Annotated in this window: 21 protein-coding genes; 7 read left to right on the forward strand and 14 right to left on the reverse strand. The window is 70.0% G+C overall.

Translation table 11 applies throughout. The features are described 5' to 3' along the window. Positions 1-366: 366 nt before the first annotated feature. The 3 genes from ACZ7MX_RS30390 to thyX all read right to left on the reverse strand — a co-directional run bounded on the left by ACZ7MX_RS30390 (position 367) and on the right by thyX (position 4,021). Positions 367-2,052, reverse strand: coding sequence for a ribonuclease J (locus ACZ7MX_RS30390; protein WP_472136683.1), 1,686 nt, complete (start codon positions 2,050-2,052; stop codon positions 367-369). A gap of 113 nt (positions 2,053-2,165) precedes the next feature. Continuing rightward, positions 2,166-3,065, reverse strand: a complete 900-nt coding sequence (gene dapA, locus ACZ7MX_RS30395) for a 4-hydroxy-tetrahydrodipicolinate synthase (protein WP_472136685.1) — start codon at positions 3,063-3,065, stop codon at positions 2,166-2,168. Positions 3,066-3,262: 197 nt separating this feature from the next. Then, complete coding sequence (gene thyX / locus ACZ7MX_RS30400) at positions 3,263-4,021, reverse strand: FAD-dependent thymidylate synthase (protein WP_472136687.1); 759 nt, start codon at positions 4,019-4,021, stop codon at positions 3,263-3,265. Positions 4,022-4,253: 232 nt separating this feature from the next. Between thyX and ACZ7MX_RS30405 the strand changes: the two genes are divergently transcribed. After that, positions 4,254-4,493, forward strand: coding sequence for a hypothetical protein (locus ACZ7MX_RS30405; protein ID WP_472136689.1), 240 nt, complete (start codon positions 4,254-4,256; stop codon positions 4,491-4,493). Positions 4,494-4,611: 118 nt separating this feature from the next. Continuing rightward, a complete protein-coding gene (locus ACZ7MX_RS30410; protein ID WP_472136691.1) occupies positions 4,612-5,166 on the forward strand; it encodes a PH domain-containing protein in 555 nt (184 codons plus the stop codon). 141 nt (positions 5,167-5,307) lie between these two features. Here ACZ7MX_RS30410 and ACZ7MX_RS30415 read toward each other — a convergent pair whose 3' ends face one another. From ACZ7MX_RS30415 to eccD, 6 genes are all read right to left on the reverse strand, one after another. Beyond that, positions 5,308-5,757 (reverse strand): tetratricopeptide repeat protein, encoded by a 450-nt coding sequence (locus tag ACZ7MX_RS30415; protein ID WP_472136693.1) that lies wholly within the window; start codon positions 5,755-5,757, stop codon positions 5,308-5,310. Positions 5,758-5,769: 12 nt separating this feature from the next. After that, positions 5,770-6,522, reverse strand: coding sequence for a 4-hydroxy-tetrahydrodipicolinate reductase (gene dapB, locus ACZ7MX_RS30420; protein WP_472136695.1), 753 nt, complete (start codon positions 6,520-6,522; stop codon positions 5,770-5,772). A 60-nt stretch (positions 6,523-6,582) separates the two neighbouring features. Continuing rightward, positions 6,583-7,962, reverse strand: a complete 1,380-nt coding sequence (locus tag ACZ7MX_RS30425; RefSeq protein ID WP_472136697.1) for a M16 family metallopeptidase — start codon at positions 7,960-7,962, stop codon at positions 6,583-6,585. Then, positions 7,959-10,181: a polyribonucleotide nucleotidyltransferase gene (locus tag ACZ7MX_RS30430; protein WP_472136699.1), complete on the reverse strand. Its 2,223-nt coding sequence runs from the start codon at positions 10,179-10,181 to the stop codon at positions 7,959-7,961. The genes ACZ7MX_RS30425 and ACZ7MX_RS30430 overlap by 4 nt, the downstream gene beginning before the upstream one ends. 292 nt (positions 10,182-10,473) lie before the next feature. Beyond that, positions 10,474-10,761 carry a 30S ribosomal protein S15 gene (gene rpsO, locus ACZ7MX_RS30435; RefSeq protein ID WP_385864344.1) on the reverse strand — a complete coding sequence of 96 codons (288 nt, stop codon included), beginning with the start codon at positions 10,759-10,761 and terminating at the stop codon, positions 10,474-10,476. 155 nt (positions 10,762-10,916) lie between these two features. Beyond that, on the reverse strand, positions 10,917-12,380 hold the full coding sequence (gene eccD, locus ACZ7MX_RS30440; protein ID WP_472136701.1) for a type VII secretion integral membrane protein EccD: 1,464 nt from the start codon (positions 12,378-12,380) through the stop codon (positions 10,917-10,919). Positions 12,381-12,635: 255 nt separating this feature from the next. Between eccD and eccCa the strand changes: the two genes are divergently transcribed. Next, positions 12,636-16,589, forward strand: coding sequence for a type VII secretion protein EccCa (eccCa, locus tag ACZ7MX_RS30445; protein ID WP_472136703.1), 3,954 nt, complete (start codon positions 12,636-12,638; stop codon positions 16,587-16,589). 87 nt (positions 16,590-16,676) lie between these two features. Here the strand turns inward: eccCa and ACZ7MX_RS30450 are convergent, their stop codons facing one another. Both ACZ7MX_RS30450 and ACZ7MX_RS30455 read right to left on the reverse strand, forming a co-directional pair. Next, a complete protein-coding gene (locus tag ACZ7MX_RS30450; RefSeq protein WP_472136704.1) occupies positions 16,677-17,447 on the reverse strand; it encodes a WXG100 family type VII secretion target in 771 nt (256 codons plus the stop codon). Beyond that, positions 17,444-17,770, reverse strand: coding sequence for a hypothetical protein (locus ACZ7MX_RS30455; RefSeq protein WP_472136706.1), 327 nt, complete (start codon positions 17,768-17,770; stop codon positions 17,444-17,446). The genes ACZ7MX_RS30450 and ACZ7MX_RS30455 overlap by 4 nt, the downstream gene beginning before the upstream one ends. Positions 17,771-18,007: 237 nt before the next feature. Between ACZ7MX_RS30455 and ACZ7MX_RS30460 the strand changes: the two genes are divergently transcribed. The 3 genes from ACZ7MX_RS30460 (at position 18,008) to ACZ7MX_RS30470 (ending at position 22,597) form a co-directional block, all read left to right on the forward strand. Then, the gene (locus tag ACZ7MX_RS30460) at positions 18,008-18,409 is read left to right on the forward strand and encodes a hypothetical protein (protein ID WP_472136707.1); all 402 of its coding nucleotides are present in this window, start codon (positions 18,008-18,010) and stop codon (positions 18,407-18,409) included. Positions 18,410-19,013: 604 nt separating this feature from the next. Beyond that, on the forward strand, positions 19,014-21,266 hold the full coding sequence (locus tag ACZ7MX_RS30465; RefSeq protein ID WP_472136708.1) for an ATP-binding protein: 2,253 nt from the start codon (positions 19,014-19,016) through the stop codon (positions 21,264-21,266). Then, entirely contained in the window at positions 21,263-22,597 is a 1,335-nt protein-coding gene (locus ACZ7MX_RS30470) for an SUKH-4 family immunity protein (protein ID WP_472136710.1), read from the forward strand. Before ACZ7MX_RS30465 ends, ACZ7MX_RS30470 begins: the two co-directional genes overlap by 4 nt. Positions 22,598-22,726: 129 nt before the next feature. On the opposite strand, the gene ACZ7MX_RS30475 is transcribed toward ACZ7MX_RS30470, so the two are convergent. The 3 genes from ACZ7MX_RS30475 to ACZ7MX_RS30485 all read right to left on the reverse strand — a co-directional run bounded on the left by ACZ7MX_RS30475 (position 22,727) and on the right by ACZ7MX_RS30485 (position 24,387). Beyond that, positions 22,727-22,984: a hypothetical protein gene (locus ACZ7MX_RS30475; RefSeq protein ID WP_472136933.1), complete on the reverse strand. Its 258-nt coding sequence runs from the start codon at positions 22,982-22,984 to the stop codon at positions 22,727-22,729. Between the two features lie 376 nt (positions 22,985-23,360). Continuing rightward, on the reverse strand, positions 23,361-24,035 hold the full coding sequence (locus ACZ7MX_RS30480) for a hypothetical protein (RefSeq protein WP_472136712.1): 675 nt from the start codon (positions 24,033-24,035) through the stop codon (positions 23,361-23,363). 46 nt (positions 24,036-24,081) lie between these two features. After that, a complete protein-coding gene (locus tag ACZ7MX_RS30485; RefSeq protein ID WP_472136714.1) occupies positions 24,082-24,387 on the reverse strand; it encodes a hypothetical protein in 306 nt (101 codons plus the stop codon). Between the two features lie 1,197 nt (positions 24,388-25,584). Between ACZ7MX_RS30485 and ACZ7MX_RS30490 the strand changes: the two genes are divergently transcribed. Then, positions 25,585-25,914 carry a WXG100 family type VII secretion target gene (locus ACZ7MX_RS30490; protein WP_472136715.1) on the forward strand — a complete coding sequence of 110 codons (330 nt, stop codon included), beginning with the start codon at positions 25,585-25,587 and terminating at the stop codon, positions 25,912-25,914. The last annotated feature ends 142 nt before the right edge of the window (positions 25,915-26,056 follow it).

Raw genomic sequence — 26,056 nt, forward strand, 5'->3', positions numbered from 1 at the left:
GGCGCTTCCCTTCGGTCTTGCGTTTCCGACTCTATCAGATCCTTGCGGCTCCGATTTTCGCCGGTGCGTTTCGGCCTTTCGGCTTCTTCGCGGTTCCGACTCTATCAGATCCGATTTCTTGCCGTTTCCGGTTCGAATTCGGTCCGATTTCCCGTCGGAGGGGGTTTGCCTTTCGGCTGATCCGACTTTATCAGATTGCTCTGGGCCGGAATTCCGCTCCGTGGCGAGAGGCGCCCGACGCACAGTCGTGCGGCGCTTCCCGTTCAGGCGGAGCCGTAAACGTACTGGAGCGGGGCGCCCGGATGCAAATCCGGGCGCCCCGCTCCGACTTGAGGACCTTCGTACGACTTCGTACGGGCCGGCGCGTCAGACCTCGACGATCACGGGGAGGATCATCGGGCGGCGGCGGTAGTTGTCCGACACCCACTTGCCGACCGCGCGGCGGACCAGCTGCTGGAGCTGGTGGGGCTCGGCGATGCCGTCCTGGGCGGACTTGGCCAGCGCCTCGTCGATCTTGGGTACGACGCCCGCGAGGGACGCGTCGTCGATACCGGAGCCACGGGCGTGCAGGTCCGGGCCACCGACGATCTTCCCGGTGCTGGAGTCCACGACCACGAAGACCGAGATGATGCCCTCGTCGCCGAGGATGCGGCGGTCCTTGAGGGAGGTCTCGGTGACATCGCCGACCGACAGGCCGTCGACGTAGACATAGCCGGCCTGGACCTTGCCGGCGATCTTGGCGACGCCGTCGACCAGGTCGACCGCGACACCGTCCTCGGCGATGACGATGCGGTCCTTCGGAACACCTGTCAGGGCGCCCAGTTCGGCGTTGGCGCGCAGATGGCGCCACTCGCCGTGCACCGGCATGAGGTTCCGGGGCTTGCAGATGTTGTAGAAGTACAGCAGTTCGCCGGCCGAGGCGTGGCCCGATACGTGGACCTTGGCGTTGCCCTTGTGGACGACGTCGGCGCCCCAGCGGGTGAGGCCGTTGATGACGCGGTAGACCGCGTTCTCGTTCCCGGGGATCAGGGACGAGGCCAGGATGACGGTGTCGCCCTGGACGATGCGGATCTGGTGGTCGCGGTTGGCCATGCGGGAGAGCGCGGCCATGGGCTCGCCCTGGGAGCCGGTGCACACCAGCACGACCTCGTCGTCCGGGAGGTCGTCGAGGGTCTTGACGTCGACGACCAGGCCGGCCGGCACCCGCAGGTAGCCCAGCTCACGGGCGATGCCCATGTTGCGGACCATCGAGCGGCCGACGAAGGCGACCCGGCGGCCGTACTCGTGCGCCGCGTCGAGGATCTGCTGGATGCGGTGCACATGGCTGGCGAAGCTGGCGACGATGATGCGCTTCTGGGCGTTGGCGAACACCTGGCGCAGCACGTTGGAGATGTCGCGCTCCGGCGGGACGAAGCCGGGGACCTCGGCGTTCGTGGAGTCCACGAGGAGGAGGTCGATGCCCTCCTCGCCGAGCCGGGCGAAGGCCGGGAGGTCGGTGAGGCGGCGGTCCAGCGGGAGCTGGTCCATCTTGAAGTCGCCGGTGTGCACGACCATGCCCGCGGGGGTGCGGATGGCGACGGCCAGGGCGTCCGGGATGGAGTGGTTGACCGCGATGAACTCGCAGTCGAAGGGGCCCAGACGCTCGCGTTCGCCCTCGGCGACCTCGAGCGTGTACGGGCGGATGCGGTGCTCCTGGAGCTTGGCCTCGATCAGGGCGAGGGTCAGCTTGGAGCCGATGAGGGGGATGTCCGGCTTCTCGCGCAGGAGGTAGGGGACGCCGCCGATGTGGTCCTCGTGGCCGTGCGTGAGCACGATGCCGTCGATGTCGTCGAGGCGGTCCCTGATGGACGAGAAGTCCGGCAGGATCAGGTCGATTCCGGGCTGCTCCTCCTCGGGGAAGAGCACTCCGCAGTCGACGATCAGCAGCCGGCCGCCGTATTCGAAGACCGTCATGTTGCGGCCGATCTCACCCAGGCCGCCGAGGGGGGTGACGCGCAGGCCGCTCTTGGGAAGCTTCGGCGGGGCGCCGAGCTCAGGATGCGGATGACTCAAAAGACTCTCCTCACCACACGCGCCACGCTGCCGTAGAGGCACGTGGCGCGCATGACATTCGTGCACTTGCTATAAGGCGGTTGTTGGTCCGTATTCAGTTGTGAAGTCTTTGATCAGAGCTGTACCCCGCCGGCGGCGAGGTCGCGCGTGAGCTGCTCGGTCTCCTCGGGGGAGAGCTCGACGAGCGGCAGGCGCAGCGGTCCGCCGGGCAGGCCCTGGAGCCCGAGGGCGGCCTTGGTCGTGATGACGCCCTGGGTGCGGAACATGCCGGTGAAGACGGGCAGCAGCTTCTGGTGGATCTCGGCGGCCTTGGTGACGTCGCCGTTGAGGTGGGCGTCCAGGAGGGCGCGCAGCTCGGGGGTGACGACGTGGCCGACCACGGAGACGAAGCCGATGGCTCCGACCGAGAGCAGCGGGAGGTTGAGCATGTCGTCGCCGCTGTACCAGGCGAGGCCGGAGCGGGCGATGGCCCAGCTGGCGCGGCCGAGGTCGCCCTTGGCGTCCTTGTTGGCAACGATCCGGGGGTGCTCCGCGAGCCGGACCATGGTCTCGGTGTTGATCGGGACGCCGCTGCGGCCGGGGATGTCGTAGAGCATCACCGGCAGGTCGGTGGCGTCCGCGATGGCCGTGAAGTGGCGCAGCAGGCCCTCCTGCGGGGGCTTGCTGTAGTACGGCGTGACGGCGAGCAGGCCGTGGGCGCCGGCATCCTGGGCGGCGCGGGCCAGCTCCAGGCTGTGGTGGGTGTCGTTGGTGCCGGCTCCGGCAACGACAAAGGCACGGTCGCCGACCGCATCGACCACGGCGCGGACCAGCTGGGCTTTCTCCGCGTCACTGGTGGTCGGGGACTCACCGGTGGTGCCGTTGACGACGAGGCCGTCGTTGCCGGCGTCCACCAGATGGGCGGCGAGCCGCTGCGCGCCGTCGAGATCGAGAGCGCCATCCGCCGTGAACGGCGTGACCATGGCGGTCAGCACCCGCCCGAAGGGGGTCTGCGGTGTGGAAGTCGGAGCCATGGGTCCCACGCTACTCGTAGCTCACCGTGGGATGCGCCTCTGGGGAGCAGGGATGTGGACTCCGGCACTGCCTGCTCGGGGGTTCAAGCAGTGCCGGGTCCGTCTGTTCAGCGTAGATGAACTTCTCAAAGTGCCGCAATCCGGACACCTCGTACGCCTCTCCCGCGCACCCCGGCGTCCGGCCCGCGGCCTGGGCCTTACGGTGCGATCCGGCCGTTCGCATTGAATGCGCCGTACGTGAGCGGCATGAGCTTGGCCCAGTGGGCCTCCATCTGCTCGCCGACCATCTCGATCTCGCGCTGGGGGAAGGAGGGCACCTTCGCCTGCTCGTGTTGCGTCCGCAGGCCGAGGAAGTGCATCAGGGACCGGGCGTTGCAGGTGGCGTACATCGAGGAGTACAGGCCGACGGGGAGGACCGCGCGGGCGACCTCGCGGGCGACGCCGGCGGCGAGCATCTCCTGGTAGGCGGCGTACGCCTGGCGGTAGGAGTCCTCCATGACGCGGCCGGTGAGCTCGTACTGCGCGGGGGTGCCGTCGACGAATTCGTACTTGCCCGGGCGGCCCTGCTGGACGAGCTTGCGGGACTCGCCGGGGACGTAGAAGACCGGCTCCAGCTGGCGGTAGCGGCCGGACTCCTCGTTGTACGACCAGCCGACGCGGTGGCGCATGAACTCGCGGAAGACGAAGATCGGCGCACTGATGAAGAAGGTCATGGAGTTGTGCTCGAACGGGCTGCCGTGCCGGTCGCGCATGAGGTAGTTGATCAGGCCCTTGGAGCGCTCGGGGTCCTTCTGGAGCTCTTCGAGGGACTGCTCGCCGGCCGTGGAGACCCGCGCCGCCCAGAGCACGTCGCTGTCCGCGGCGCTGTGCTTGACCAGCTCGACCGTCACCTCGCTCCGGAAGCTGACGGCTGCAGCCTCGGGGCTCTCAGCGCTCTCGGCGGGGGTGTGCGACACCGGCGGTTCCTTCCGTTCGATCCACGTGCGCGACCAGCCTACGGCCCGCCACCGACAGTCCGGGAAATGCGGCGTGATGCCGCGTTAGCCGCAAAAGGGACGCTCTATAGCAGGGGATCGAGCGGGAGTTGATATTTTTCACAGAAGTCTTGGAAAACGGGCACCAAACGGGCGGCGCAGACGTCTATCCCTGTGACAGTGCCCACTACGAGGTTCCTAGGAGAGCCCCCTCATGTTCCGCCGGCGCGAGCCCGTCCCGTTCGCCTTCGTCGCAGAGGCAGACCGGTTCCGCAGCAATGTCACTCCCCCGCCGCGTGCACGTCTCTCACGTACGCAGCTCGTCGGCCAGTCAATGATCACGCTAACAGTCGTGGGTGGCCTCGTCGGCGCCCTGCTGTTCGGCGTTCCCGCACTGCAGCAGGACAGCTCGGCCTCCAACCGGGTGCATCAGTCCGAGGCCGCACACCGCTGAGCGGCAGGGGGCCGGGGCGGACCAAGTGGTTCCGCCCCGCCGGCCCGGATAGCCTCACCGGTCACAGCTTCCACCGGTACGCCCCCGCGTGCCGAGCAGCCACCAGTGAGGATCAGCCGTGCCCCTGCCCTTCCTGACGGCCGACCGCCACCTCGACAACGGTGCCGCCGAACAGGCCGCACTGCCGTACGACGAGCCCGACCACTGGCGCCGTCCCTACCGCCCCGGACCGTGGCGGGTAGGGGCGGCGGCTGTGTTTCTGCTGCTCGCGTCGTTCGTCTTCCTGTCCGCGATGATCATCGCGATGGCCGGCTCCCTGCCCGCGGCGGCCGCGGTGGTGACGACCGGCGCCCTGCTCGTCGCGCTCGCGCTGCGGCTGCTGCGGGTGGGTGTGTGGGTCAGCGCCCGGGGCCTGCGCCAGGTGAACCTGCTGCGGACGACCACGGAACCGTGGAGCGCGATCGCGTCGGTCCGTACGGTGCAGCAGCCGGTGCGCTGGCTCGGCCTGCCGCGGACCGTGCAGGGCCAGGCGCTCCTCGTCGAGCGGCGCCAGGGCGAACCGCTGCGGACCCTGGTCACGGACCACAGCGGCGACTTCCTCGGCCGCCCGGAATCCTTCGAACACGCCGCGGACGTCCTGGAGGCCTGGGCGGCGGAGTACCGGCGGGGGTAACGGCGGTAGGGGGCGGAGGGTGGGGAGATTCCCGTCACCGGCCCATGGCAAGACCGCAACCCCCCGGCCCCACGAGTCACCGGCCCATGGCTGGAGCGCCGGCCCACCTCGGCCTGTCCCCACCCTGTTGCCGCCCCTTGGTCAGGCCGTGGCCGTGCCCTCGTACAGGGTGATGGCGCGTTGCATGGCCTTGCGGGCGCGGGGGGTGTCGCGGGCGTCGTGGTAGGCGACGGCCAGGCGGAACCAGGTGCGCCAGTCGCCGGGGGCGGCTTCGGTCTCTGCCTGGCGGCGGGCGAAGACCGCGTCGGCGGAGTCCCGGTCGATGCGGCCGCCGGGGGTCCGCTTCAGTTCGTCGGCCGGGAGACCGCCCTCCGCCTCCAGTACGGCCGCGAGCCGGTGGGCGTTGCGCGCGAAGCGGGTGTTGTGCCACAGGAACCAGCCGCCGAGGCAGGGCAGCACGAAGGCCACCGCGCCCATGCCCATGGCGGCCGGCTCGCCGGTCAGCAGGAGCAGTACGCCCTCCATGGCCACCACGCCGAAGACGAGGACCAGAACGGTGGCGAGGAAGAAGTAGGTGAACTTTCCGCCCATGACTGTCGCGCCTCAGCCCAGATCGAGGAAGTTTTCCAGGCCCACCGTCAGGCCCGGGGTGGTCACCACGCGGCGGACGCCGAGCAGGATGCCGGGCATGAAGCTGCTGTGGTGGAGGGAGTCGTGGCGGATGGTGAGGGTTTCGCCCTCGCCGCCGAGGAGGACCTCCTGGTGGGCCAGCAGGCCGCGCAGGCGGACCGAGTGGACCGGGATGCCGTCGACGTCGGCGCCGCGGGCACCGTCGAGCGCGGTGGCGGTGGCGTCCGGCTGCGGTGCGCAGCCGGCCTGCTCGCGGGCCTTGGCGATCAGCTGGGCGGTGCGTGCCGCGGTGCCGGAGGGCGCGTCGGCCTTGTTCGGGTGGTGCAGCTCGACGACCTCGACGGACTCGAAGAACCGGGCCGCCTGCTGGGCGAACCGCATGGTCAGCACCGCGCCGATGGAGAAGTTCGGGGCGATCAGCACGCCCGCCTGCGGTGCCGCGGCGAGCGAGGTGCGCAGCTGCGCGAGGCGGTCCTCGGTCCAGCCGGTGGTGCCGACGACGGCGTGGATGCCGTGCCGGACGCAGTAGTCGAGGTTGCCCATGACCGAGGCGGGGTTGGTCAGTTCGACCACGACCTGGGTGTCGTTCTCGACCAGCGTCTCCAGCTTGTCGCCGCGGCCCAGGGCGGCGACCAGCTCCATGTCCTCGGCGGCCTCGACGGCCCGTACGGCCTCGGAGCCGATGCGGCCCCGGGCTCCGAGGACGGCCACGCGCAGCTTGCTCATCGTTTCCTGTCTTTCTGTCGGTGGTACGGCGACGGGCGGCCCCGCTCACCCGGTGCGGCGCTAGGCGACGATGTCGTCCAGTCGCGCCGCCTGCCGGTCCTTCAGCGGGCCGATGACGGAGAGCGAGGGGCGCCGGCCCAGGACCTCGCGGGCCACCTCGCGCACCTCGTCGGGGGTGACGGCCGCTATCCGGGCGAGCATCTCGTCGACCGACATCTGCTCGCCCCAGCACAGCTCGCTCTTGCCGATGCGGTGCATCAGCGCGCCGGTGTCCTCCAGGCCGAGGACGGTGGAGCCGCGCAGCTGGCCGATCGCGCGGCGTATCTCGTCGTCGCTCAGGCCGTGCGCGGCCACCTGGTCGAGTTCGTCGCGGCAGATCTTGAGGACGTCGTCCACCTGGTTGGGGCGGCAGCCCGCGTAGACGCCGAACAGGCCGCAGTCGGCGAAGCCCGAGGTGTAGGAGTACACGCTGTAGGCGAGGCCGCGCTTCTCCCGGACCTCCTGGAAGAGCCGGGAGGACATGCCGCCGCCGAGGGCGGTGTTCAGTACGCCCATGGCCCAGCGGCGGTCGTCGGTGCGGGCCATACCGGGCATGCCGAGGACCACGTGGGCCTGTTCGGTCCGGCGGTTGAGCAGTTCGACGCGGCCGGCGGTGCGGATCGCGCGCGCGCCGGAGCGCGGTGCGACCGGGGCGGCGTCCGTCCGGTCGAGCGCGCCGGCCTGCTCGAAGGCGCGGCGGACCTGGCGGACGACCTTGGCGTGGTCGATGTTGCCGGCCGCGGTGACGACGAGGTGGGTGGGGTCGTAGTGCTTCCGGTAGAAGCGGCGGATGCGGTCGGCGGTGAGGGCGTTGACGGTGTCGACAGTGCCCAGGACGGGGCGGCCGAGCGGGGTGTCGCCGAGCATGGTGTGGGCGAAGAGGTCGTGGACGCAGTCGCCCGGGTCGTCCTCGGTCATCGCGATCTCTTCGAGGATGACGCCGCGCTCGGCGTCCACGTCCTCGGCCTCGATCAGCGAGCCGGTGAGCATGTCGCACACCACGTCGATGGCGAGCGGCAGGTCGGTGTCGAGCACCCGCGCGTAGTAGCAGGTGTATTCCTTCGCGGTGAAGGCGTTCATCTCGCCGCCGACCGCGTCGATGGCCGAGGAGATGTCCAGGGCGCTGCGCTGCTCGGTGCCCTTGAACAGCAGGTGTTCGAGGTAGTGGGTGGCGCCGTTCAGGGCCGGGGTCTCGTCGCGGGAGCCGACGTGCGCCCAGATGCCGAAGGTGACGGACCGGACCGAGGGCAGCGTCTCGGTGACGATGCGCAGGCCGCCGGGCAGGGTGGTCCGGCGGACCGTACCGGCGCCCGCGGTGCCCTTGAGAAGCGTTTGGGTACGGGCGACGGCCCGCCCCTCCGTGGAGGTGCGGGCCGTCGTCGTGTGCGTACGGGACGTCACTTGGCGGCGTCGTCCTTCTTGTCTTCCTTGGCGGCGTCCTCTTCCTCGATCACGGGGATGAGGGAGAGCTTGCCGCGCTGGTCGATCTCGGCGATCTCGACCTGGACCTTGGAGCCGACGCCGAGCACGTCCTCGACGTTCTCCACGCGCTTGCCACCGGCGAGCTTGCGGATCTGCGAGATGTGCAGCAGGCCGTCCTTGCCCGGGAGCAGGGAGACGAACGCACCGAAGGTGGTGGTCTTGACGACCGTGCCCAGGTAGCGCTCGCCGACCTCCGGCATGGTCGGGTTGGCGATGCCGTTGATCGTGGCGCGGGCGGCCTCGGCGGCCGGGCCGTCGGCGGCACCGATGTAGATGGTGCCGTCGTCCTCGATCGTGATCTCGGCGCCGGTGTCCTCCTGGATCTGGTTGATCATCTTGCCCTTGGGGCCGATGACCTCGCCGATCTTGTCCACGGGGATCTTGACGGTGATGATCCGCGGGGCGTTCGGGGACATCTCGTCCGGGGTGTCGATCGCCTCCATCATCACGTCGAGGATGTGCAGACGGGCGTCGCGGGCCTGCTTGAGGGCCGCGGCCAGGACGGACGCCGGGATGCCGTCCAGCTTGGTGTCGAGCTGGAGGGCGGTGACGAACTGCTTGGTGCCGGCGACCTTGAAGTCCATGTCGCCGAAGGCGTCCTCCGCACCGAGGATGTCGGTGAGGGTGACGTAGTGGGTCTCGCCGTCGATCTCCTGGGAGATCAGGCCCATGGCGATACCGGCGACCGGGGCCTTGAGCGGCACACCGGCGTTCAGCAGCGACATGGTGGAGGCGCAGACCGAGCCCATGGACGTCGAGCCGTTGGAGCCGAGGGCCTCGGACACCTGGCGGATCGCGTAGGGGAACTCCTCGCGGGTCGGCAGGACCGGCATCAGCGCGCGCTCGGCGAGCGCGCCGTGGCCGATCTCGCGGCGCTTCGGGGAGCCGACGCGGCCGGTCTCGCCGGTGGAGTACGGCGGGAAGTTGTAGTTGTGCATGTAGCGCTTGCGGGTCACCGGGGAGAGGGTGTCCAGCTGCTGCTCCATGCGGAGCATGTTGAGGGTGGTGACGCCCAGGATCTGGGTCTCGCCACGCTCGAACAGCGCGGAGCCGTGCACCCGCGGGATCGCCTCGACCTCGGCGGCGAGCGTACGGATGTCCGTGACGCCGCGGCCGTCGATGCGCTTCTTCTCCTTGATGACGCGCTCACGGACCAGGGTCTTGGTCAGCGAGCGGTACGCGGCGGAGATCTCCTTCTCGCGGCCCTCGAACTCCGGCAGGAGCTTCTCGGCGGCGAGCGCCTTGACGCGGTCGAGCTCCGACTCGCGCTCCTGCTTGCCGGCGATGGTCAGCGCCTGGGCGAGCTCGTCCTTGACGGCCTTGGTGAGGGCCTCCAGGACGTCGTCCTGGTAGTCGAGGAAGATCGGGAACTCACCGGTCGGCTTGGCGGCCTTGGCGGCCAGGTCCGCCTGGGCCTTGCACAGGACCTTGATGAACGGCTTCGCGGCCTCCAGGCCGGCGGCGACGACCTCTTCGGTCGGGGCCTCGGCGCCGTCCTTGACCAGCTGGATGGTCTGGTCGGTGGCCTCGGCCTCGACCATCATGATCGCGACGTCGCCGTCCGGGAGGACCCGGCCGGCCACGACCATGTCGAAGACCGCGTCCTCGAGCTCGGTGTGCGTCGGGAAGGCGACCCACTGGCCCTTGATGAGGGCGACGCGGGTGCCGCCGATGGGACCGGAGAAGGGCAGGCCGGCCAGCTGCGTGGAGCAGGAGGCGGCGTTGATCGCGACCACGTCGTAGAGGTGGTCGGGGTTGAGCGCCATGATCGTCTCGACGATCTGGATCTCGTTGCGCAGGCCCTTCTTGAAGGACGGGCGCAGCGGGCGGTCGATCAGGCGACAGGTGAGGATCGCGTCCTCGGAGGGGCGGCCCTCACGGCGGAAGAAGGAACCGGGGATCTTCCCGGCCGAGTACATCCGCTCCTCGACGTCGACGGTCAGCGGGAAGAAGTCCAGCTGGTCCTTCGGGGTCTTGGAAGCGGTGGTGGCCGACAGCACCATGGTGTCGTCGTCCAGGTACGCCACGGCGGAGCCGGCGGCCTGCTTGGCCAGGCGGCCCGTCTCGAAGCGGATGGTGCGGGTGCCGAAGGAACCGTTGTCGATCACGGCTTCGGCGTAGTGGGTCTCGTTCTCCACCAGGAATATCTCCTCGTCTGCGTCTGCTGCCCGTGTGGCAGCAGACCTTCTCGGTGGAGCGCCGGTGCGGGCCGGTCTTCGATCGAAGCACCCGGAGTGATGCGACATGCCGTGCATGGATCGTCCGGGGGCCACTACCGAGGACCGGCGGCCAGGAGGCGCTCCTACCGCGTTCAGTTTTGCGATATGGCACCAGAGTACAAAGCTTCCGTCCACCATGAGGTGGGACGGACATCCGGTGCGTACGGCAAAGGGAGCGGTCCCCGGTGGGAACCGCTCCCTTTACGGCGTCTTACTTGGCGCCCGCCGCGCCGCGGCGGATGCCCAGGCGCTCGACCAGCGTGCGGAAGCGCGTGATGTCCTTCTTCGCCAGGTACTGCAGCAGGCGGCGGCGCTGGCCGACCAGCAGCAGCAGACCACGGCGGGAGTGGTGGTCGTGCTTGTGGGTCTTGAGGTGCTCGGTCAGGTCCGAGATGCGGCGCGAGAGCATCGCAACCTGGACCTCGGGGGAACCGGTGTCACCTTCCTTGGTGGCGAACTCGGCCATGATCTGCTTCTTCGTAGCGGCGTCGAGCGACACGCGGTACTCCTCTGGTTTGTCGATCCGTGAGCGCCCCTGGTTTGCCTCACAGGGAATCTTGGATGACTCGTCCGGACCGTTACACAGCGTACCAGCTGGAAAACGGCCCCCCGACCGGGTGGTCGGGGGGCCGTTCTCCGCGAGCGGGGGCCGTGCTAGTTGCCGGTGAGGCCGCGCACGGTGTTGTAGACGTCGAGGACCGCCAGGCACAGCGGCACCAGGGAGAGCAGCACGAGGCCGTCGAAGATGTCGAAGATCCGGCCCCAGAAGGGGGTGACGCCCTTGCGGGGGACGACCAGGCCGACGCCGACGAGGACGGCCGCGCCGACCGCGATGCTGCTGGAGAACCAGACGGTGCGGATGTTGAGCGGTCCGGCGTCCTGGTACTGCAGGAGGTCGACGAAGATGTCCTGCGGCGGGTGCAGGGCGATGCCCAGGATGAGCAGGACGATGGTCAGGATGCCGGCGATGGTCAGGCAGGCGACCTGCGCGGTGTAGTCGAAGAGCCGGGCGCGGAGCATGATCGTGATGCCGGCGGCCAGGGCGAGCAGCTGGGCCCACATGTTGTCGGAGAAGCCGAGGACGACACCGGCGGAGCCGACGACGAGGGCGGAGCAGCCGGCGACGAGGCCGAGCAGCAGTTCGTGGCCGCGCTTGGCCTGGTTGCCGATCTTGATGAAGTCGACGGACTCGGTCTCGCCGCCGTTGTCCAGGGAGCCCTTGGCGATCTGGTCCGGGGAGCGGTAGCCGATGGGCAGCCGGGCGAAGCGGGCGGAGAGGCCGGGGAGCCAGGCGACCATGGCGATGGCGACGACGGCGGTGACGGCGGCGACCTCGCGGCCCTGGGCGTCGGTGAGGATCGCGGCGAAGACCGCGAGGGTGCCGATGGCGGAGAGGAAGGCGGCCGCGACGAAGGGGGCGTCACCGCGCGGCAGCAGCACCACCAGCAGGACGGACGCGATGAGTACGGTCACGCAGCCGACGAGGAGGTGCAGCCGGCCGGGGCCGGCGCCGTCGTCGACCGGGAAGATGCCGGAGCCGGCGATCAGCAGGTGCGGCAGCGCGGACAGGCCCAGGGCGATGGAGGAGCCGTGGTCGTCGTAGACCCGGGCGCGGACGCCGGCGAGGGCGACCAGGACGATGCCGACGACGCCGGCGATGATGCCGGGCAGGCGGTGCATGTCGCGGTTCATCGGGTTCGAGAACCACAGGGCGAACGCCATCATGACGAGCAGCAGCACACCGGCGGTGAGGCCGAGGGTGTGCATGAGGTCGTCGCTCCACCGGCTGCGGTTGCGCTTGACCGCGGAGGCGACGGCGTCGGAGACGTCGTCGAAGACCGGGAGCGGCAGCGATTCGGCGAACGGCTTCAGGAGAAGGAGGTCGCCGTCGAGGATCTGCTGCTGCGCGAGCGACTGCCCGGCGTCGAGGACCGTTCCGTCGCGGCGTACGAGGTGATAGCCGGTGGGCGCGCCCTCCGCCTGGGACTGCCCGGAGAGCCGCAGGATCTCCGGGTAAATGTCGACGAGTGCGACGTCCTCCGGCAGTGCCACGTCGATCCGTGCATCGGGCGCGGCGACCGTGACCCGGCAAAAGCCGGTGCCAGTGCTCGTGCTCACCTGGCGGTTCCCCCTATCCGTTGGGCGTTTTGTCGCTTCGCGCGCCGTATATATAGGGCCGTCTCTGCGGGGCCGTGGCACGCTCGCGAGGCGTCAGCGTACCGTCCAATTCGGCGACCGCCCCACCCACCCCGTGACTTGACGCTTAACAGTAGGATCAACGCCTGGTTCGGGCCAAGGACTTGGCTCGGGGGGACCGTCGAATCCAACGGGGGCGGTCCGAGACTGCGAGATGCATGAAGGACTGATGCCTCGGTGAGCGTTGTCATCGTCAAGCGCCCGCCCCGCGCGCTGCCACCCGAAGTCCCCTCGGAGGAGGTGACACTTGAGGCGCCGCCTGAGCTGCCCCGCGAAGGTGAGCAGGAGAACCTCTTCATGACGTTTATGCCCATGATGGGTATGGCGTCCTCCGCGGGATTCCTGTTCATGGGCAACCAGCCGTTCATGAAAATCATGGGTGGCTTTATGGTGGCGTCCACGTTGGCAATGGCGATCATGCAGATCGTCAAGGCGCGGCAAGGCCCTTCGGGACAAATGGTCCAGGAGCGCCAGGATTACCTCAAGTACCTTGCGCAGAAGCGGAAAGAGGTACGGCGCACCGCGCGTAAGCAGCGGGATGCACAGCTTTTCACCCACCCCGATCCGAGCCAGTTGTGGTCGATCGTCGCGGAGGGCAAACGCGTCTGGGAACGGCGGGCGACCGATCCGGACTTCGGGCAGGTGCGTCTCGGGCTCGGACCGCAGCAGCTGGCCACCCCGCTGAGGGCTCCGGAGACCGCCCCGGTCGACGAGCTGGAGCCGCTCACCGCGCATGCGATGAAGGAATTCCTCGACAAGCACGGGCAGTTGGACAACCTGCCGCTCGCGGTCTCGCTGCGCGCCTTCTACCACCTGACCGTCTCCGGTGACCCGGACACCGTCTACGGCTCGGCCCGCGCCATCATCGCCCAGCTGTGCACCCTGCACTCCCCCGAGGACCTGGTCGTGGCCGTCGTCGCCGCGCCCGGTGCGCAGGCGGAGTGGGAGTGGACGAAGTGGCTGCCGCAGGTGCAGGACAAGACCACGGACGGCGCGGGCAGCCGCCGGCTGGTCGTCGGTGACCTCGGCGAGGTCGAGGAGCTGCTGGCCGACGAGTTGGAGGGCCGCGGGCGGTTCAACCCGCAGGGCACCCCGGTCACCGACACCCCGCACGTGGTGATCGTGCTGGACGGCGGCGAGGTGCCGATGGACTCGGTGATCGCCGGGGCCGAGGGCCTGCAGGGCGTCACCATCCTGGAGGTCGTCCCCGGCGACCTGGACGAGATCCGCGGTGGTCTGGCCGTCCAGGTGTGGCCGGGCAAGCTGGTGCTGGAGTCGGCCAGCGGCGCGGTCTACCACGGTGTCTGCGACACCCTCTCGATCGCCGAATCGGAGGCGCTGGCGCGCCAGCTGGCTCCGCTGCGGGCGGGTTCCGGTGCCGACGGCGAGGAACCGCTGCTGTCCGCCCTGGACTTCACCGACCTGCTCAACATCGGCGACGCCGGGTCCCTGGACGTGTCGCGTACGTGGCGGCCGCGGACGCTGGCCGAGCGGCTGCGCGTGCCGATCGGTGTGGACCGCGACGGCCAGCCGGTCATGCTGGACATCAAGGAAGCCTCGCAGCAGGGCATGGGCCCGCACGGTCTGTGTGTCGGTGCGACCGGTTCCGGTAAGTCCGAGGTGCTGCGCACCCTGGTGCTCGCCCTCGCGGTCACGCACTCCTCCGAGACGCTGAACTTCATCCTCGCGGACTTCAAGGGTGGCGCCACCTTCACCGGTATGTCGGACATGCCGCACGTCGCGGCCGTCATCACCAACCTCGGTGAGGACGTCACGCTGATCGACCGCATGCGCGACTCGATCACCGGTGAACTCCAGCGGCGCCAGGAGCTGCTGCGCTCCGCGGGCAACTACGCCAACATCACCGACTACGAGAAGGCGCGTGCCGCGGGTGCCCCGCTGGACCCGCTGCCCTCGCTGGTGATGATCATCGACGAGTTCTCCGAGCTGCTCGCCGCCAAGCCCGACTTCATCGAGATGTTCATCCAGATCGGCCGTATCGGCCGTTCGATGGGTGTGCACATGCTGCTCGCCTCGCAGCGTCTGGAAGAGGGCAAGCTGCGCGGTCTGGACACCTTCCTGTCCTACCGGCTGGGTCTGCGGACGTTCTCCGCGGCCGAGTCGCGGACCGCGATCGGTGTGCCGGACGCCTACCACCTGCCGAACGTCCCCGGTTCCGGCATCCTGAAGTACGACACCGAGACGATGGTGCAGTTCAAGGCCGCGTATGTCTCCGGTACCTACCGCGGCCCGGGCGGCGGCGGCCGGGGCGGCAGCGGCGGCCGGTCGATGCGGATGCCGGTGCCGTTCACCGCGGCCCCGGTCATCGAGCAGATCATCGAGGAGCCGGTCGTCGAGGCGACGGAGCCGGAGATCGACGACGCGCTCGCCGACACCGTGCTGGACGTCATGGTGCAGCGGATGCAGGGCCAGGGCCCGCCGGCGCACCAGGTGTGGCTGCCCCCGCTGGAGGAGGCGCCGACCGTCAACCAGCTGCTGCCGGCGCTCGCGGTCACGCCCGAGCGGGGCGTGCACGCTGCGGAGTACACCGCGCTCGGCAAGCTCGTGGTGCCGGTCGCGCTGGTGGACAAGCCGTTCGAGCAGCGGCGTGACGTGATGTACCTGGACTTCTCGGCCGGTGCCGGTCACGGTCTGGTCGTCGGTGGTCCGCAGTCCGGCAAGTCGACCCTGATCCGTTCCGCCATCGCGGCGTTCGCGCTCACCCACACCCCGGCCGAGGTGCAGTTCTACTGCCTCGACTTCGGTGGCGGCGGCATGCTCACGATGGAGGACCTGCCGCACGTCGGCGGGGTCGCCTCGCGTCTGGACGCGGAGAAGGTCCGCCGTACGGTCGCCGAGGTCGTCGGGATCCTCAACCAGCGCGAGGAGTTCTTCCGGGCCAACAACATCGACTCGATCGCGACCTACCGCCAGCGGCGGGCCGCGGGCGCCTTCCCCGACGAGAAGTGGGGCGACGTCTTCCTGATCATCGATGGCTGGGGAACCTTCAAGACCGACTACGAGCAGCTCGACCCGGTGATCCTGGACATCGCCGCGCGGGGTCTCGGCTTCGGTGTCCACCTCGTCCTCGGCGCCGCCCGCTACACCGAGGTCCGGCCCGCGCTGCGCGACCAGCTCCTCAACCGCGTCGAGCTGCGCCTGGGTGACCCGATGGAGTCGGAGTTCGACCGCAAGCGCGCGGAGAACGTCCCGATGGGCAAGCCGGGCCGTGGTCTGTCCCCGGAGAAGCTCGACTTCCTCTCGGCGCTGCCGCGCCTGGACGGCATGAGCGACCCGGAGACGATCAGCGACGGCATCGCCAACCTGGTGGCGACGGTCAAGGAGCACTGGCAGGGCGAGCCCGCCCCCAAGGTGCGGATGCTGCCGACGATGCTGCGCGCCACCGACCTGCCCAAGGGCAGCGACTACCCGGAGCACGGCATCGCGATCGGTGTCGACGAGACCACGCTGTCCCCGGCGTTCATCGACTTCGAGACCGACCCGCTGCTGGTCATCTACGGCGAGAGCGAGTCCGGGAAGTCGTCGCTGCTGCGCCTGCTGGCCAAGCAGATCGCCGAGCGCTATCCGTCGGACAAGGCACTCATGGTGGTCTCCGACTACCGCCGTGCGCTGCTCGGGGAGATCCCCGAGAGCCACCTGTACAAGTACTGCGCCGCGGGCCCGCAGCTGCAGGAGGTCATCAGCGGACTGGCCGGTTCGCTGGGCCGCCGGATGCCCGGGCCGGACGTCACGCCGGAGCAGCTGCGCAACCGCAGCTGGTACGACCTGCCGGACGCGTTCGTGATCGTGGACGACTACGACCTGGTGGCGACCAGCAGCGGCAACCCGCTGCAGCCGTTGCTGGAGTACCTGCCGTTCGCCCGTGACCTGGGTCTGCGCCTGATCATCGCGCGCAGTTCCTCGGGCGCCGGACGGTCGTCGTTCGAGCCCGTGATGCAGCGTACGAAGGAGCTCGGTGCGCAGGGTCTGATCCTGTCGGCCGACCCGGCGGAGGGCCCGCTGATGGGCAACATCAAGGGCCAGCAGCTGACGCCGGGCCGGGCCACGTTCATCACGCGCAAGCGTGGTGCGCAGCTGGTCCAGACGGGCTGGCTGCCGGCCAGCGGGTAACCGGCGAGCACGGCAACGGCGGTGGGGCGTCCCTCTGGGAGGGGCGCCCCACCGCCGTTGTGTGGGGTGACGGGACCGGGCCGTCGCTCAGCCGAACGCGCCGTGCTGGGTGGTGTCCGGGGCGGCGGAGTCCGCGGGCTTCTGCTCCGCCGGGGCCGGTGCGTCCTTCTTGCCGGACGCGGCCGCGGGAGCGGAGCCGGCGGGCTTGGTGGAGCCGGCAGACGCGGCGGAGCCGGCGGACGGGGCCGGCGCGGCCTTGGGGTCGCGTTCCGCGCCCGGCGCCGGCTCCGGATCGGCCGGCCGGGTCCGTACGCCCTTGGCGAGGCCCTCGCCGCCGCGGGTCGCGGCCTCGCCGTCCCGGACCGGTCCGAACGGGTCCGGCCCGTGGGCGGCCGTGGAGGTCTCCCAGGTGTGCGTCACCTGCGGGACCGAGCTCTGGCCGCCGCCCTTGCCGCCGCGCTTGCCGAACGCGCCGCCGAGGCCGTTGGCGAGCTGGCCGAGCGCCATGAAGCCGTAGGCGACCTGGGGGCCGGACGAGCCCTGGCCGCCGCCCGAGGCGCTGTGCGCCTGCGGGGCGTCGTGGTCCTGGTCGTCCTTGTCGGCGTCGGGGTGGTGCGCGGCGGCGTTCTCCAGGTCGGCCGCGGCCAGTTCGAAGGCCGGCAGCGCGTCGTCGACGGACCGCTTGAGGCGGTGCCACTCCGCGGCGAACGCCTCGCCCGCCGGGCCGTGCCAGTTGGCCGCGGCCGCGGTACCGACGTGCCGGTCCAGGTCGCGGACCATGCCGTCGAGGTGTTTGCCCATCTCCCGCCAGCCGGCCGCCGCTTCGTGCAGTGCCTCGGGGTTGCGTCGTCCGCTCACTTGGCGCTCCGCATCTTCTCGACGCTCCGCAGGGTGTCGACCAGCTCGTCCTCGGCCGCCTCGGTGTTGGCGACGGTCTCCTTGATGCCGCTGCTGACCTCGGCGAGCCGCTCCTGCAGCTGGACCAGGGCGTGCTCGGCCTGTTCGTACAGCTCGCGGAACGGCCGGGCCGCCTCCTCGCTGCCGAATCCGTCCCGCAGCGCCTCGGCATCGGCCCGCCGTCTGAATGCGGCCAGCTGCCGGCTCAGTTCTTCCGCGCGTATCCCGAAGGAGGCACCGAGCGCGTGCAACTCCTCCGTACTGAGCCGGACTTCGTCGGACATCATTTCTCCCCGAATTGAATGACAGCTGCCTGCCAACATCGCCTCAGGTCTAGCACACCCGCAATAGCCCCGAAGCCCACTGTTGATCGGCCGGCCGCCCGGCCGCGGAATGGATACGGAGCAATATGCGGCAATACCGACAACCCCCGCCTTGACGACGCGTTCACATCCGTCATTAGACTCTGGACGCCGGTGCAGCACGCGTGGTTGCTGTGCCATCACGTCAAGGGGGCAGAGATGAGCAACGAGCGGCAGATCCAGGACGAGGACCTGATGGACGTCGCCCAGGATCCGGAGCAGGCGCACCGGCTGCGGAAGGCACTGAAGGTCCTCGCGGAGAACCCCAACGTCGGCGGCAAGCTCCAGGAGATGGCCCAGGAGGTGCTGTCCGGCCGCATCGGCATGAAGGACGCCATCCAGACGCCGGGCTACATGGACGCCATCGGTGACCGGCTGAGCGAGATGCGGCGGGCCGCGGAGGACCAGACCATGGCCGAGCGCGAGGAATCGCGCGAGAAGTTCGCGGCCTGGCAGAAGGAGCAGGAAGAGAAGGAAGACCAGGAGCGCGCCGAGCGCGACGGCCCGTCGGGCAACATCGTCACCGGCTCGCGCCGCGGCGGTCGCGGCCACCGCGCCTGAACCGTTCCGCCGCTGCCGTCCTGGCCGTCCCAGGCTGCCCCGCGGCCCCTGGCCGCCCGGAGCGAATTCCCGGGATCTTCCGGGGGCTTGGGCGCGCGTATGTCGCCTTGTGTCGTATTGCGGCGTCGTGTCGTACGGGGGCGTCGTGACGTAGGGGGACTTTGTGCCGCACAGGAGTCTCGTGCTGCATGAGGCGTCGTGACATATGGGGCATCGAATGCCGTCTCGCATGGGCATGCAAAGCCCCAGGGTGCGCAGAGTGAGAACGAGAGCGAAGAAGCAGATCAATACCCGGGAATTTCGGGCATTGATCTGCTTCTCTCTCCATAGGTCTCCACAGGACATTTCCAGCACTCGCGATATCTCCACAACCGGCGGCCGCATCTGGCGGACCAGGCCGCGGGAGCCCCCGCCGTCACCGACGCCCCACGAGCCACCGGCAGGCCGGCCGTACACCCGCTCCGGCCTGCGTGTTCCAGTTCCGGAACAGCCGGACCCGCGGCGTCCCGCGCACGCGGCCCGGATCATAGGATCGAACCGGTAAGCCGGTACACGCAGGAATCCACGAAGGTGGAGGGCGGGATTGATGGGGGACGAGGAAGCCATGAGCGCCTCAGACGAAGGAAACGCCCGAACGGCCGGATACGCTCCGCATCCGCACATCGGCGGCCGCAGCGCCGTGCTGCGCGCCCTGGCGGCCTGGCGCATGCGCTGGCCCGGTGCGCCGCGCGTCATCGTACTCACCGGAAGTCCGGGCAGCGGGCGGTCACGCCTGGTCACCGGCTTCCTGATGATGTGCGACCCGGACTACCGCAAGCAGCTGCCGCTGGACGAGATGGACCCGGCCACGGTGCCGCCGGACCTGCCGCCGCCGGCCGTACCGAGCGCCGACGGCCGTACCGCCGCGCAGGTGCTGTGGCTCCTCGCGGACCACTTCGGCCTGCGGGCCGGCCGCACGGAGGACGTCTTCACCGAACTCGCCGCGCGCGAGGAGCCGGTGACGATCGTGGTGCCGGACGTGGACCGGGCCGGTCCGGTGCGCGCCGCCCAGGAGCCGGCCCGCCTCGTACGGGAGGTACTCGCCCCGCTCGCCGCCGTCGACACGGTTCAGCTGCTGGCCGACGTCCCGCGCGAACTGGCCGCGGAGCTCGCCGCGGCGCTGCCGTCCGGGCAGGTCCAGGTCATCGACCTCGACGAGCCCGAGTGGGCCGACCCCGCGGGCCTGGTGCTGCACGCCGAGACCGCGCTCGATCCGGACACCGGAGCTCCGGAACTCCCGTACACCACCGACCCGTCGGCCCGCCGGGCGCTCGCCGAGGCGCTGGCCGAACGCGCGGCGGGCAGCCGGCTGACCGTCCAGCTGGCGGTGCAGTCGCTGATCATGCAGCCGGAGGGCTTCGACCCGGCGGACCCCGCCCTGCTGCCCGGCAGCGTGGGCGAGGCGCTCGATCTGCACGCCCGCCGGCTGGGTGCCGACCCGCAGACCCTGCGGCTGATGCTGGCCCCGCTGGCGTTCGCCGAGGGCGAGGGCCTGCCGGTCCAGCTGCTGGGCCCGCTGGCGAACGCCGTCGCCGGACGGGACATGAGCCAGGACATCGCCGACGGCATGCTGCTGGCCGCCCCGTTCATCCAGCCGGTCGAGGCCGGGGCGGACGACGACACGGCGGATGCCGCGCCGGCGGAGGGCGAAGGGGCCGCGGACGCCCCCGGTGCCGGGCCCGCCCGGACGCTGCTCCGCCTGATGCACCCCGCCCTCGCCGAGGAGATCCGCGCCGGCCTGCCCGACGTCCGGGACGCCCAGACCAAAATCGCCATGGCGCTGCTGGAGGCGGTCCCCCAGCAGGACTGGGCGCAGGCCGATCCGTACATCCGCGACCACCTCGCGGCGCACACCCTCGAAGCCGGTCTGCTGCCCCAACTCCTCACCGACCCGGGGCTGTTCGCGCACGCCGACCCGGTGGTCCTGCGGGCCGCCGTCGAGGCCGTCCCGCTGGAGGCGCTGGGCGCACCGGCCCGTACGTATCTGCGCACGGCCCCGCTGCTCACCCGCTCGCAGGCCCCGGCCGAGATGCGGGCGGCCTTCCTGGAGACCGCGTTCGTCGAGGACGGGCTGACGCCGTACGCCGAGGCGCTGCACACCCGCGGCTTCCGGTTGCCGTGGCGCACTCTTTGGAGCGCACCCCTGCCCGGCGTCCAGGCGGTGACGACCGGCGCCCTCCTCCAGGAGAGCGCGGAGGGCACTGAGAACGCTGAGGGCACGGAGGGAACTGAGGGCACGGAGGGAACTGAGGGCACCCAGGCCGCCGGCCCGCGTGCCGTCGTCGCCCTGGTCGTCCCCGAGGGCACCCCCGGCTCCCGTACGGTGCCGTCCCCCACCGAGGGCAACGGGACCGAGGCGGCTACCGCTGAGGGCGCAACGGAGGGCAACGGGACCGAGGCGGCTACCGCCGGGGGCACGGACGGGGCGGGCGCACCGGACGTCGCCGCCGACCCCGGCGGCCGGGCGATCCTCCTGCACGACCTCCGGAGCCCGGAGTTCCTCGACGCCGACCCCGCGCAGGTGCTGCGCCCCTCGGACGACGAGCGCGCCGCGACGCCCTTCGGCCTCAGCCGGGGCGCCGACTACCTGCGGGTCTGGGCCCGGGCGACCCAGGAAGTGGTGGCCGCACTGGTGTCCGACACCCCGATCACCGCCGCCGACCTCTCCCCGGACGGTGTGCTCGTCGTGGCCACCGAGCGCGGAGTGACCGCCCGGCAGATCCTCGCGGCCGCCCCCGCCGCCCCCACCGTGCCGGCCCCACGCTCCGGCACCACTGACGCCGATGCTTCCCACGGCCTCGAAGGAGACCACTCGTGATCACCCAGGCGCAGGCACACGCCACCGCCGCCCGCTGGCTCAACCCCGAGGGGCACCAGGGCCCGCCACGTGAGGTGGCCATGCAGGAGTTCGACCTCGGCTGGGTGGTGTGGGCCGTACCGCCGCCCCCGGAGGTCGACCCGGAGACCGGGCAGCGCCGGCCGCCCGCCGAGATCGGCACCGCCTGCGGCGTCGTCGACCGGGCCTCCGGCGAACTGACCGTCTGGCCGTCCGTACCGGTCGACGAGGTCGTGCGGATGTACCAGCAGAAGCACGGCGGCGGCACGGCCGGCGCGCCCCCGGCGGAACCCGCCCGGCCGCCGGTCACCGGACCCGGCAACACCGCCGTCGCCACCTACGACGACCCCGCGACCGGCGAGGAGACCAGCCTCGCCCGCGTCTCGGCCCCCGGCCGGCCGCCCGTGGAGTACCAGCTGTACGAGGAGCTGCGGCGGCTGGGGGTGGACCCCGCGGCCGTCCGCGCGGTCCACACCGACCTGCGCCCGGCCCTGCTGCCCGGCGGCTACCCCGGCGACTTCGTCCTCCGGACGTTCCCCAACGCCTCGTTCTCCTGCACCGAGGGCTACGGCATGCGCCCCGAGGAGCGCGCCGAAGGCGTCGCGGGGCTGGTGCGGCACGTCGAGATGATGCACCAGCTGGCGGGCCAGCAGCCGCCGCCGCGGCCGCACCGGGTGCCGGTGCCGGAGCGCGTCGAGCCGGCGCCGCAGATGCGGGACGTGGCCCTCGGCAAGCACCTCGTGGAGGTCTACGGCCCCGAGGGCATCCGCCGCCCGGACGCCGACGACCTGGCCGCCACCCAGCTGCCCGAGGCCACCAGGAACACCCTGGTCTGGGCCGGACTCCCGTCCGAGGTCCCGTACTTCTTCACCGCCGACCGCTCCGACGCCCCGCCCGCCGGCGGGCCGTTCACGGACGTGGCGACCCACCTCCGGGAGATCGGCACGCAGGCCAAGGAGCCGACGCTCGAAACGCTGGCCGGTTACGTCCGGATCGGCACCGACGGCCTCTACACCCTCGCCGTCCAGTGCACCGCCCCGGAGACCAACCAGAGCCTGATCGGCACCGTTTGGGCCGTCCAGCCCTCCTCCGGCGGCGGCCGCTTCGTCAACCGCACCCTCTCCGCCTACCTCCGCTCCCTGGCCCTCCTCACCACCACCCGCCAGGAGATGCAGGGCCTGGACCCGACAGCGGCGGGCGCGGCGGTGGCGGCCTTCCAGGAACAGATCGCGGCGATCGACTCCTGGGCACTGGACGACCCCGGCAACTGGTGGTCGCTGGTGATCGAGCAGATGTGGCACGGGTTGTTCTGAGGCCGTGAGCCGTAGGTGGCCGTAGGTTGCCGTAGGTGACGAGTGCGGAGTCCATGGTTCGGGGGGCTCCGCACTTCGCTGCGCAAGGGGGCTCAGCACTTCACTGCGCACGGGCCCTCGGTCGGTTGCTCAGGGCAGCAGGAGCCAGTCGGCGGCGAGGGCGGCCGCCAGGCCGATGCCCAGCATCCAGGTGCCGAGCCGGGTACGCCCGTGCCGGCTGAGCTCGATCACCACGCCGCAGAGCACCAGCGCGGCTCCATACACCCCGACCACGAGCACCGACGTACGCGAGGCCAGACGCACCACGAGCACCACCGCCATCGCGGCCATGAGCACCGAGGCCAGCACGATGCGTATCCGACGAGCCTGACGAGGCGTCAGCCCCACCCGATTCTCGGCCTCAGCCTCGGCCTCGTCGCCGTCGGAAGGAGTCTCTTCCTCGTCGGCAGCGAGCTCCTCCTCGCCGGAAGGGCTCTCTTCCTCGCGTGAAGGGATCTCATCCTCGCGTGAAGGGTTCTCCTCCTCGTCGGGAACGAGCTCGTCGGCGTCCTCGGGAAGGGCCTCTTCTTTACCGCGTACGGGCTCCTCTTCCTTACCTGGTACGGGTTCTCCCCTACCGGAGACGGCCTCTTCCTTCCCGGTGATGGGCACTTCCTTACCGGTGACGGGCTCTTCCTTGCCGGTGACGGGCTCTTCCTTGCCGGTGACGGGCTCTTCCTTGCCGGTGACGGGCTCTTCCTTGCCGGGTTCGTTCATGAGCGGTTCATGCACCTCGGTTCCATGCACTGACGAATGCCTCCATATGCGTGCGTACTGCGCTGCCCAGAGCGATCCAGGAACCGTCGGTGAAGCCGACATCGAACCGTCCCCGGCCACCCACGGCTTTGGGATGCGGAGTGATCCGAACGATGTCCGCACGAGACACCGCCACCCCGAAATCCCACTGCGGTGTGGTGTCGCGCCAACTCGTATTGCGGTCCACGAGCAGGATCAACCGGCTGTCGGTCATCGCCTGCCGCCGTGGAGTACCCCCGGCATTCGTCAGGTCGACGAGGAAGCGGCCGGCCGTGCTGTGCCAGCCACCGTCCATGACAGTGCCCCAGATCGCCCTCTCGACGGCGCGGTCGGCCACATGGTCCAGGGCATCCACCGTGCGCTCGACCCGGTCGCCGACGCGCCCCGCAGCCCGGGCGAACGGGTGGTTGACCAAGCGGCTGTTGGTCACCGCCCCCAGCGGACGGGCCACCGCGCCGAGTGCGCCGCCCAGCACACCCCGTACCCGCTCCTCGAGCGCGGACGGAGCAGGCGGAGTGGTCGGAGCCCGCAGCTCGGCCGGGACGGAAGGCAGCGCCGTATTGGCGAAGTAGTCACAGGCGATGACCAGCCGTTCGCCCGGCCGGAGAAACGGAAGGAAACAGTCGCGGTACTCCGGCTTCATACGGCGCGGCTCCTCTCGTCGGACGGGCGTCGACCGAAGTGGAGCATCAGCCGAAGGGGTTGTCGGGTCGTGGGACTGCTGGACCGCTGCCGAGCGCACGACCCGTGCCGCCGTAACCGAACGGGGACCGGTCACCACTCAACGCCTGATCGACCTTCTCGGCGGTCTCAGCGGTGTCGTCGGTCTCGTCGGTCTCGTCGATTTGGTGGCTGATGAGGGGCAGGGACTGCACCGCGCCGCTCACCGGATTGCCCGTGAAGCCGAGGCCGTGCGTCACGCCCTTGGCACCGTGCTTGATCGCCTTGTGCGTCATCCTGGCGCCCTGGGAGACGGCGAACTCCTCCGCTTTCACCGGCCTCCTTGAGGTGCTTCCAGGTCAGCGGATTGTACCGCCTGACCTTGGACAGCTTCTTGGCCTGCTTGAGCATCTCCCGTTCCAGCACAGCGACCGCCTTGTCCGTGTCGGCCGCTGCCGCCTCCATGGCGATCCCCACTCGGCCTCCAACTCGGTTTCCAACTCGGCGAGGCGATTCCGGAACACCTCGGGGCCGAGCCGGTCCACTCGCGCAAGGGGTCCGCTCGATAGCGGCGTTGGTCGACCACGCTCTCCCGGAACACGGACGCCTCCCCACACCACAGCTTGGCCGCTTCTTTGAGGGCTCCCGGGTCGCCGGTCACCTCACCCCAGCTGTCCGCGAGCGGCTCAACGAGGGAACGCATGACGCTGTCCACGTTGCCGCTCATCCCGCTTCTCCCGCTTCTCCCGCTCATCCCACTCATCCAGTCGTTGGCCTTGCTACGAGTGCACGTGATGCAGGGCGAAGACGGTCCCGTCATCGCTGTCTCTGCTAGAACTGCGACACGGCGGTGCCGCGCAGGGCGTCCTCTTGGCAGTCCTCGTAATCCTTACTGGCCTCGTCCGCTTCCGGCGGCTACCCGAAGACTTCTCGGGGCACGGAGTGCCGGGCAAGGTCGCCGCGAATCCCACGCACTTCTCGGCACGCTGGTCGAAGCTTTTGGCGAACTTGTACGAGGTCTCTTGGCGGTGACGAATTGCTCCGCCACGGGTCCCCCGGTCGGTCGACGTCCCTGAAGCCCAAGACGCCGGCGGCACCAGCAGTGCGGGCACGGCCAGTTCGCGACCACTCGCTGCAGCCAGCCAACGAATCACCTGGTGCAGTACACACGTGAGCCCCGCCTCGTACCGGCCTACTCCAGCATCATCCCCCGCCACCGACCACCTCCCAACGGCCCGTTGACCCTCAGGAGGCAGGCCCCGCCCACCCCTCCCCCTCACCCACAATCCCTCTCCTCTACGCCTCTACGCGGTATGCGCTATGCGGTATGCGGTAAGTGCCACGAATGCCATAGACAGGCCAATTTTCACGGGACCTCCACGCCAACGAGTAAAGAAACTCCCTTGAATCCACCGCCAGATGGCCCGCCTTGACAGCCCGACGTTCGGTTCACCTAACCTGGGAACGCTAAACTCGCGCCAAGAGTCAGACGCTAAGCGTCCGAGCGGACGCACCGAAAAACGGGGGCTGCGGTGGCAGGCAAGGAATTTGACGTCGATCCGGATGTCCTGCGCACGCAGGGCAACGCGTTCGTCCACATCGGTGGCGATTTCTCCAAGGCATCGAAGAAGCTGAAGGCCGACCTGGAGGACCTCGGCAGTCCCTGGGAGAACTGCGACTTCGGCGACATCTTCGAAACGATCTACACGCCCATCAGGGACGGAATGTTCGAGTCCATGGACTCCCTGGGTGAGCGCCTCGAAGGCATCGGCGACAAGCTCCAGCACATGGCCCAGAGGTACGCCGAGTCCGACCAGCAGGGCATCCACACCATCAGCGCCGTCGGCCGCCCGGTCATCTGACGCTCCGCCCACCGTACTTACGTCGGGCCGCACCATCGGGCCGAGGGCGTGAAAGCTCCTCCCGCTCCACGTCCCACCCCCTCAGCCCGATTACCCATCTCTCCTTTCCCACCCTTTCCGTTGCTCTCCGCAATCGGCTACC

The organism is Streptomyces sp. NPDC107765 (assembly GCF_055657085.1).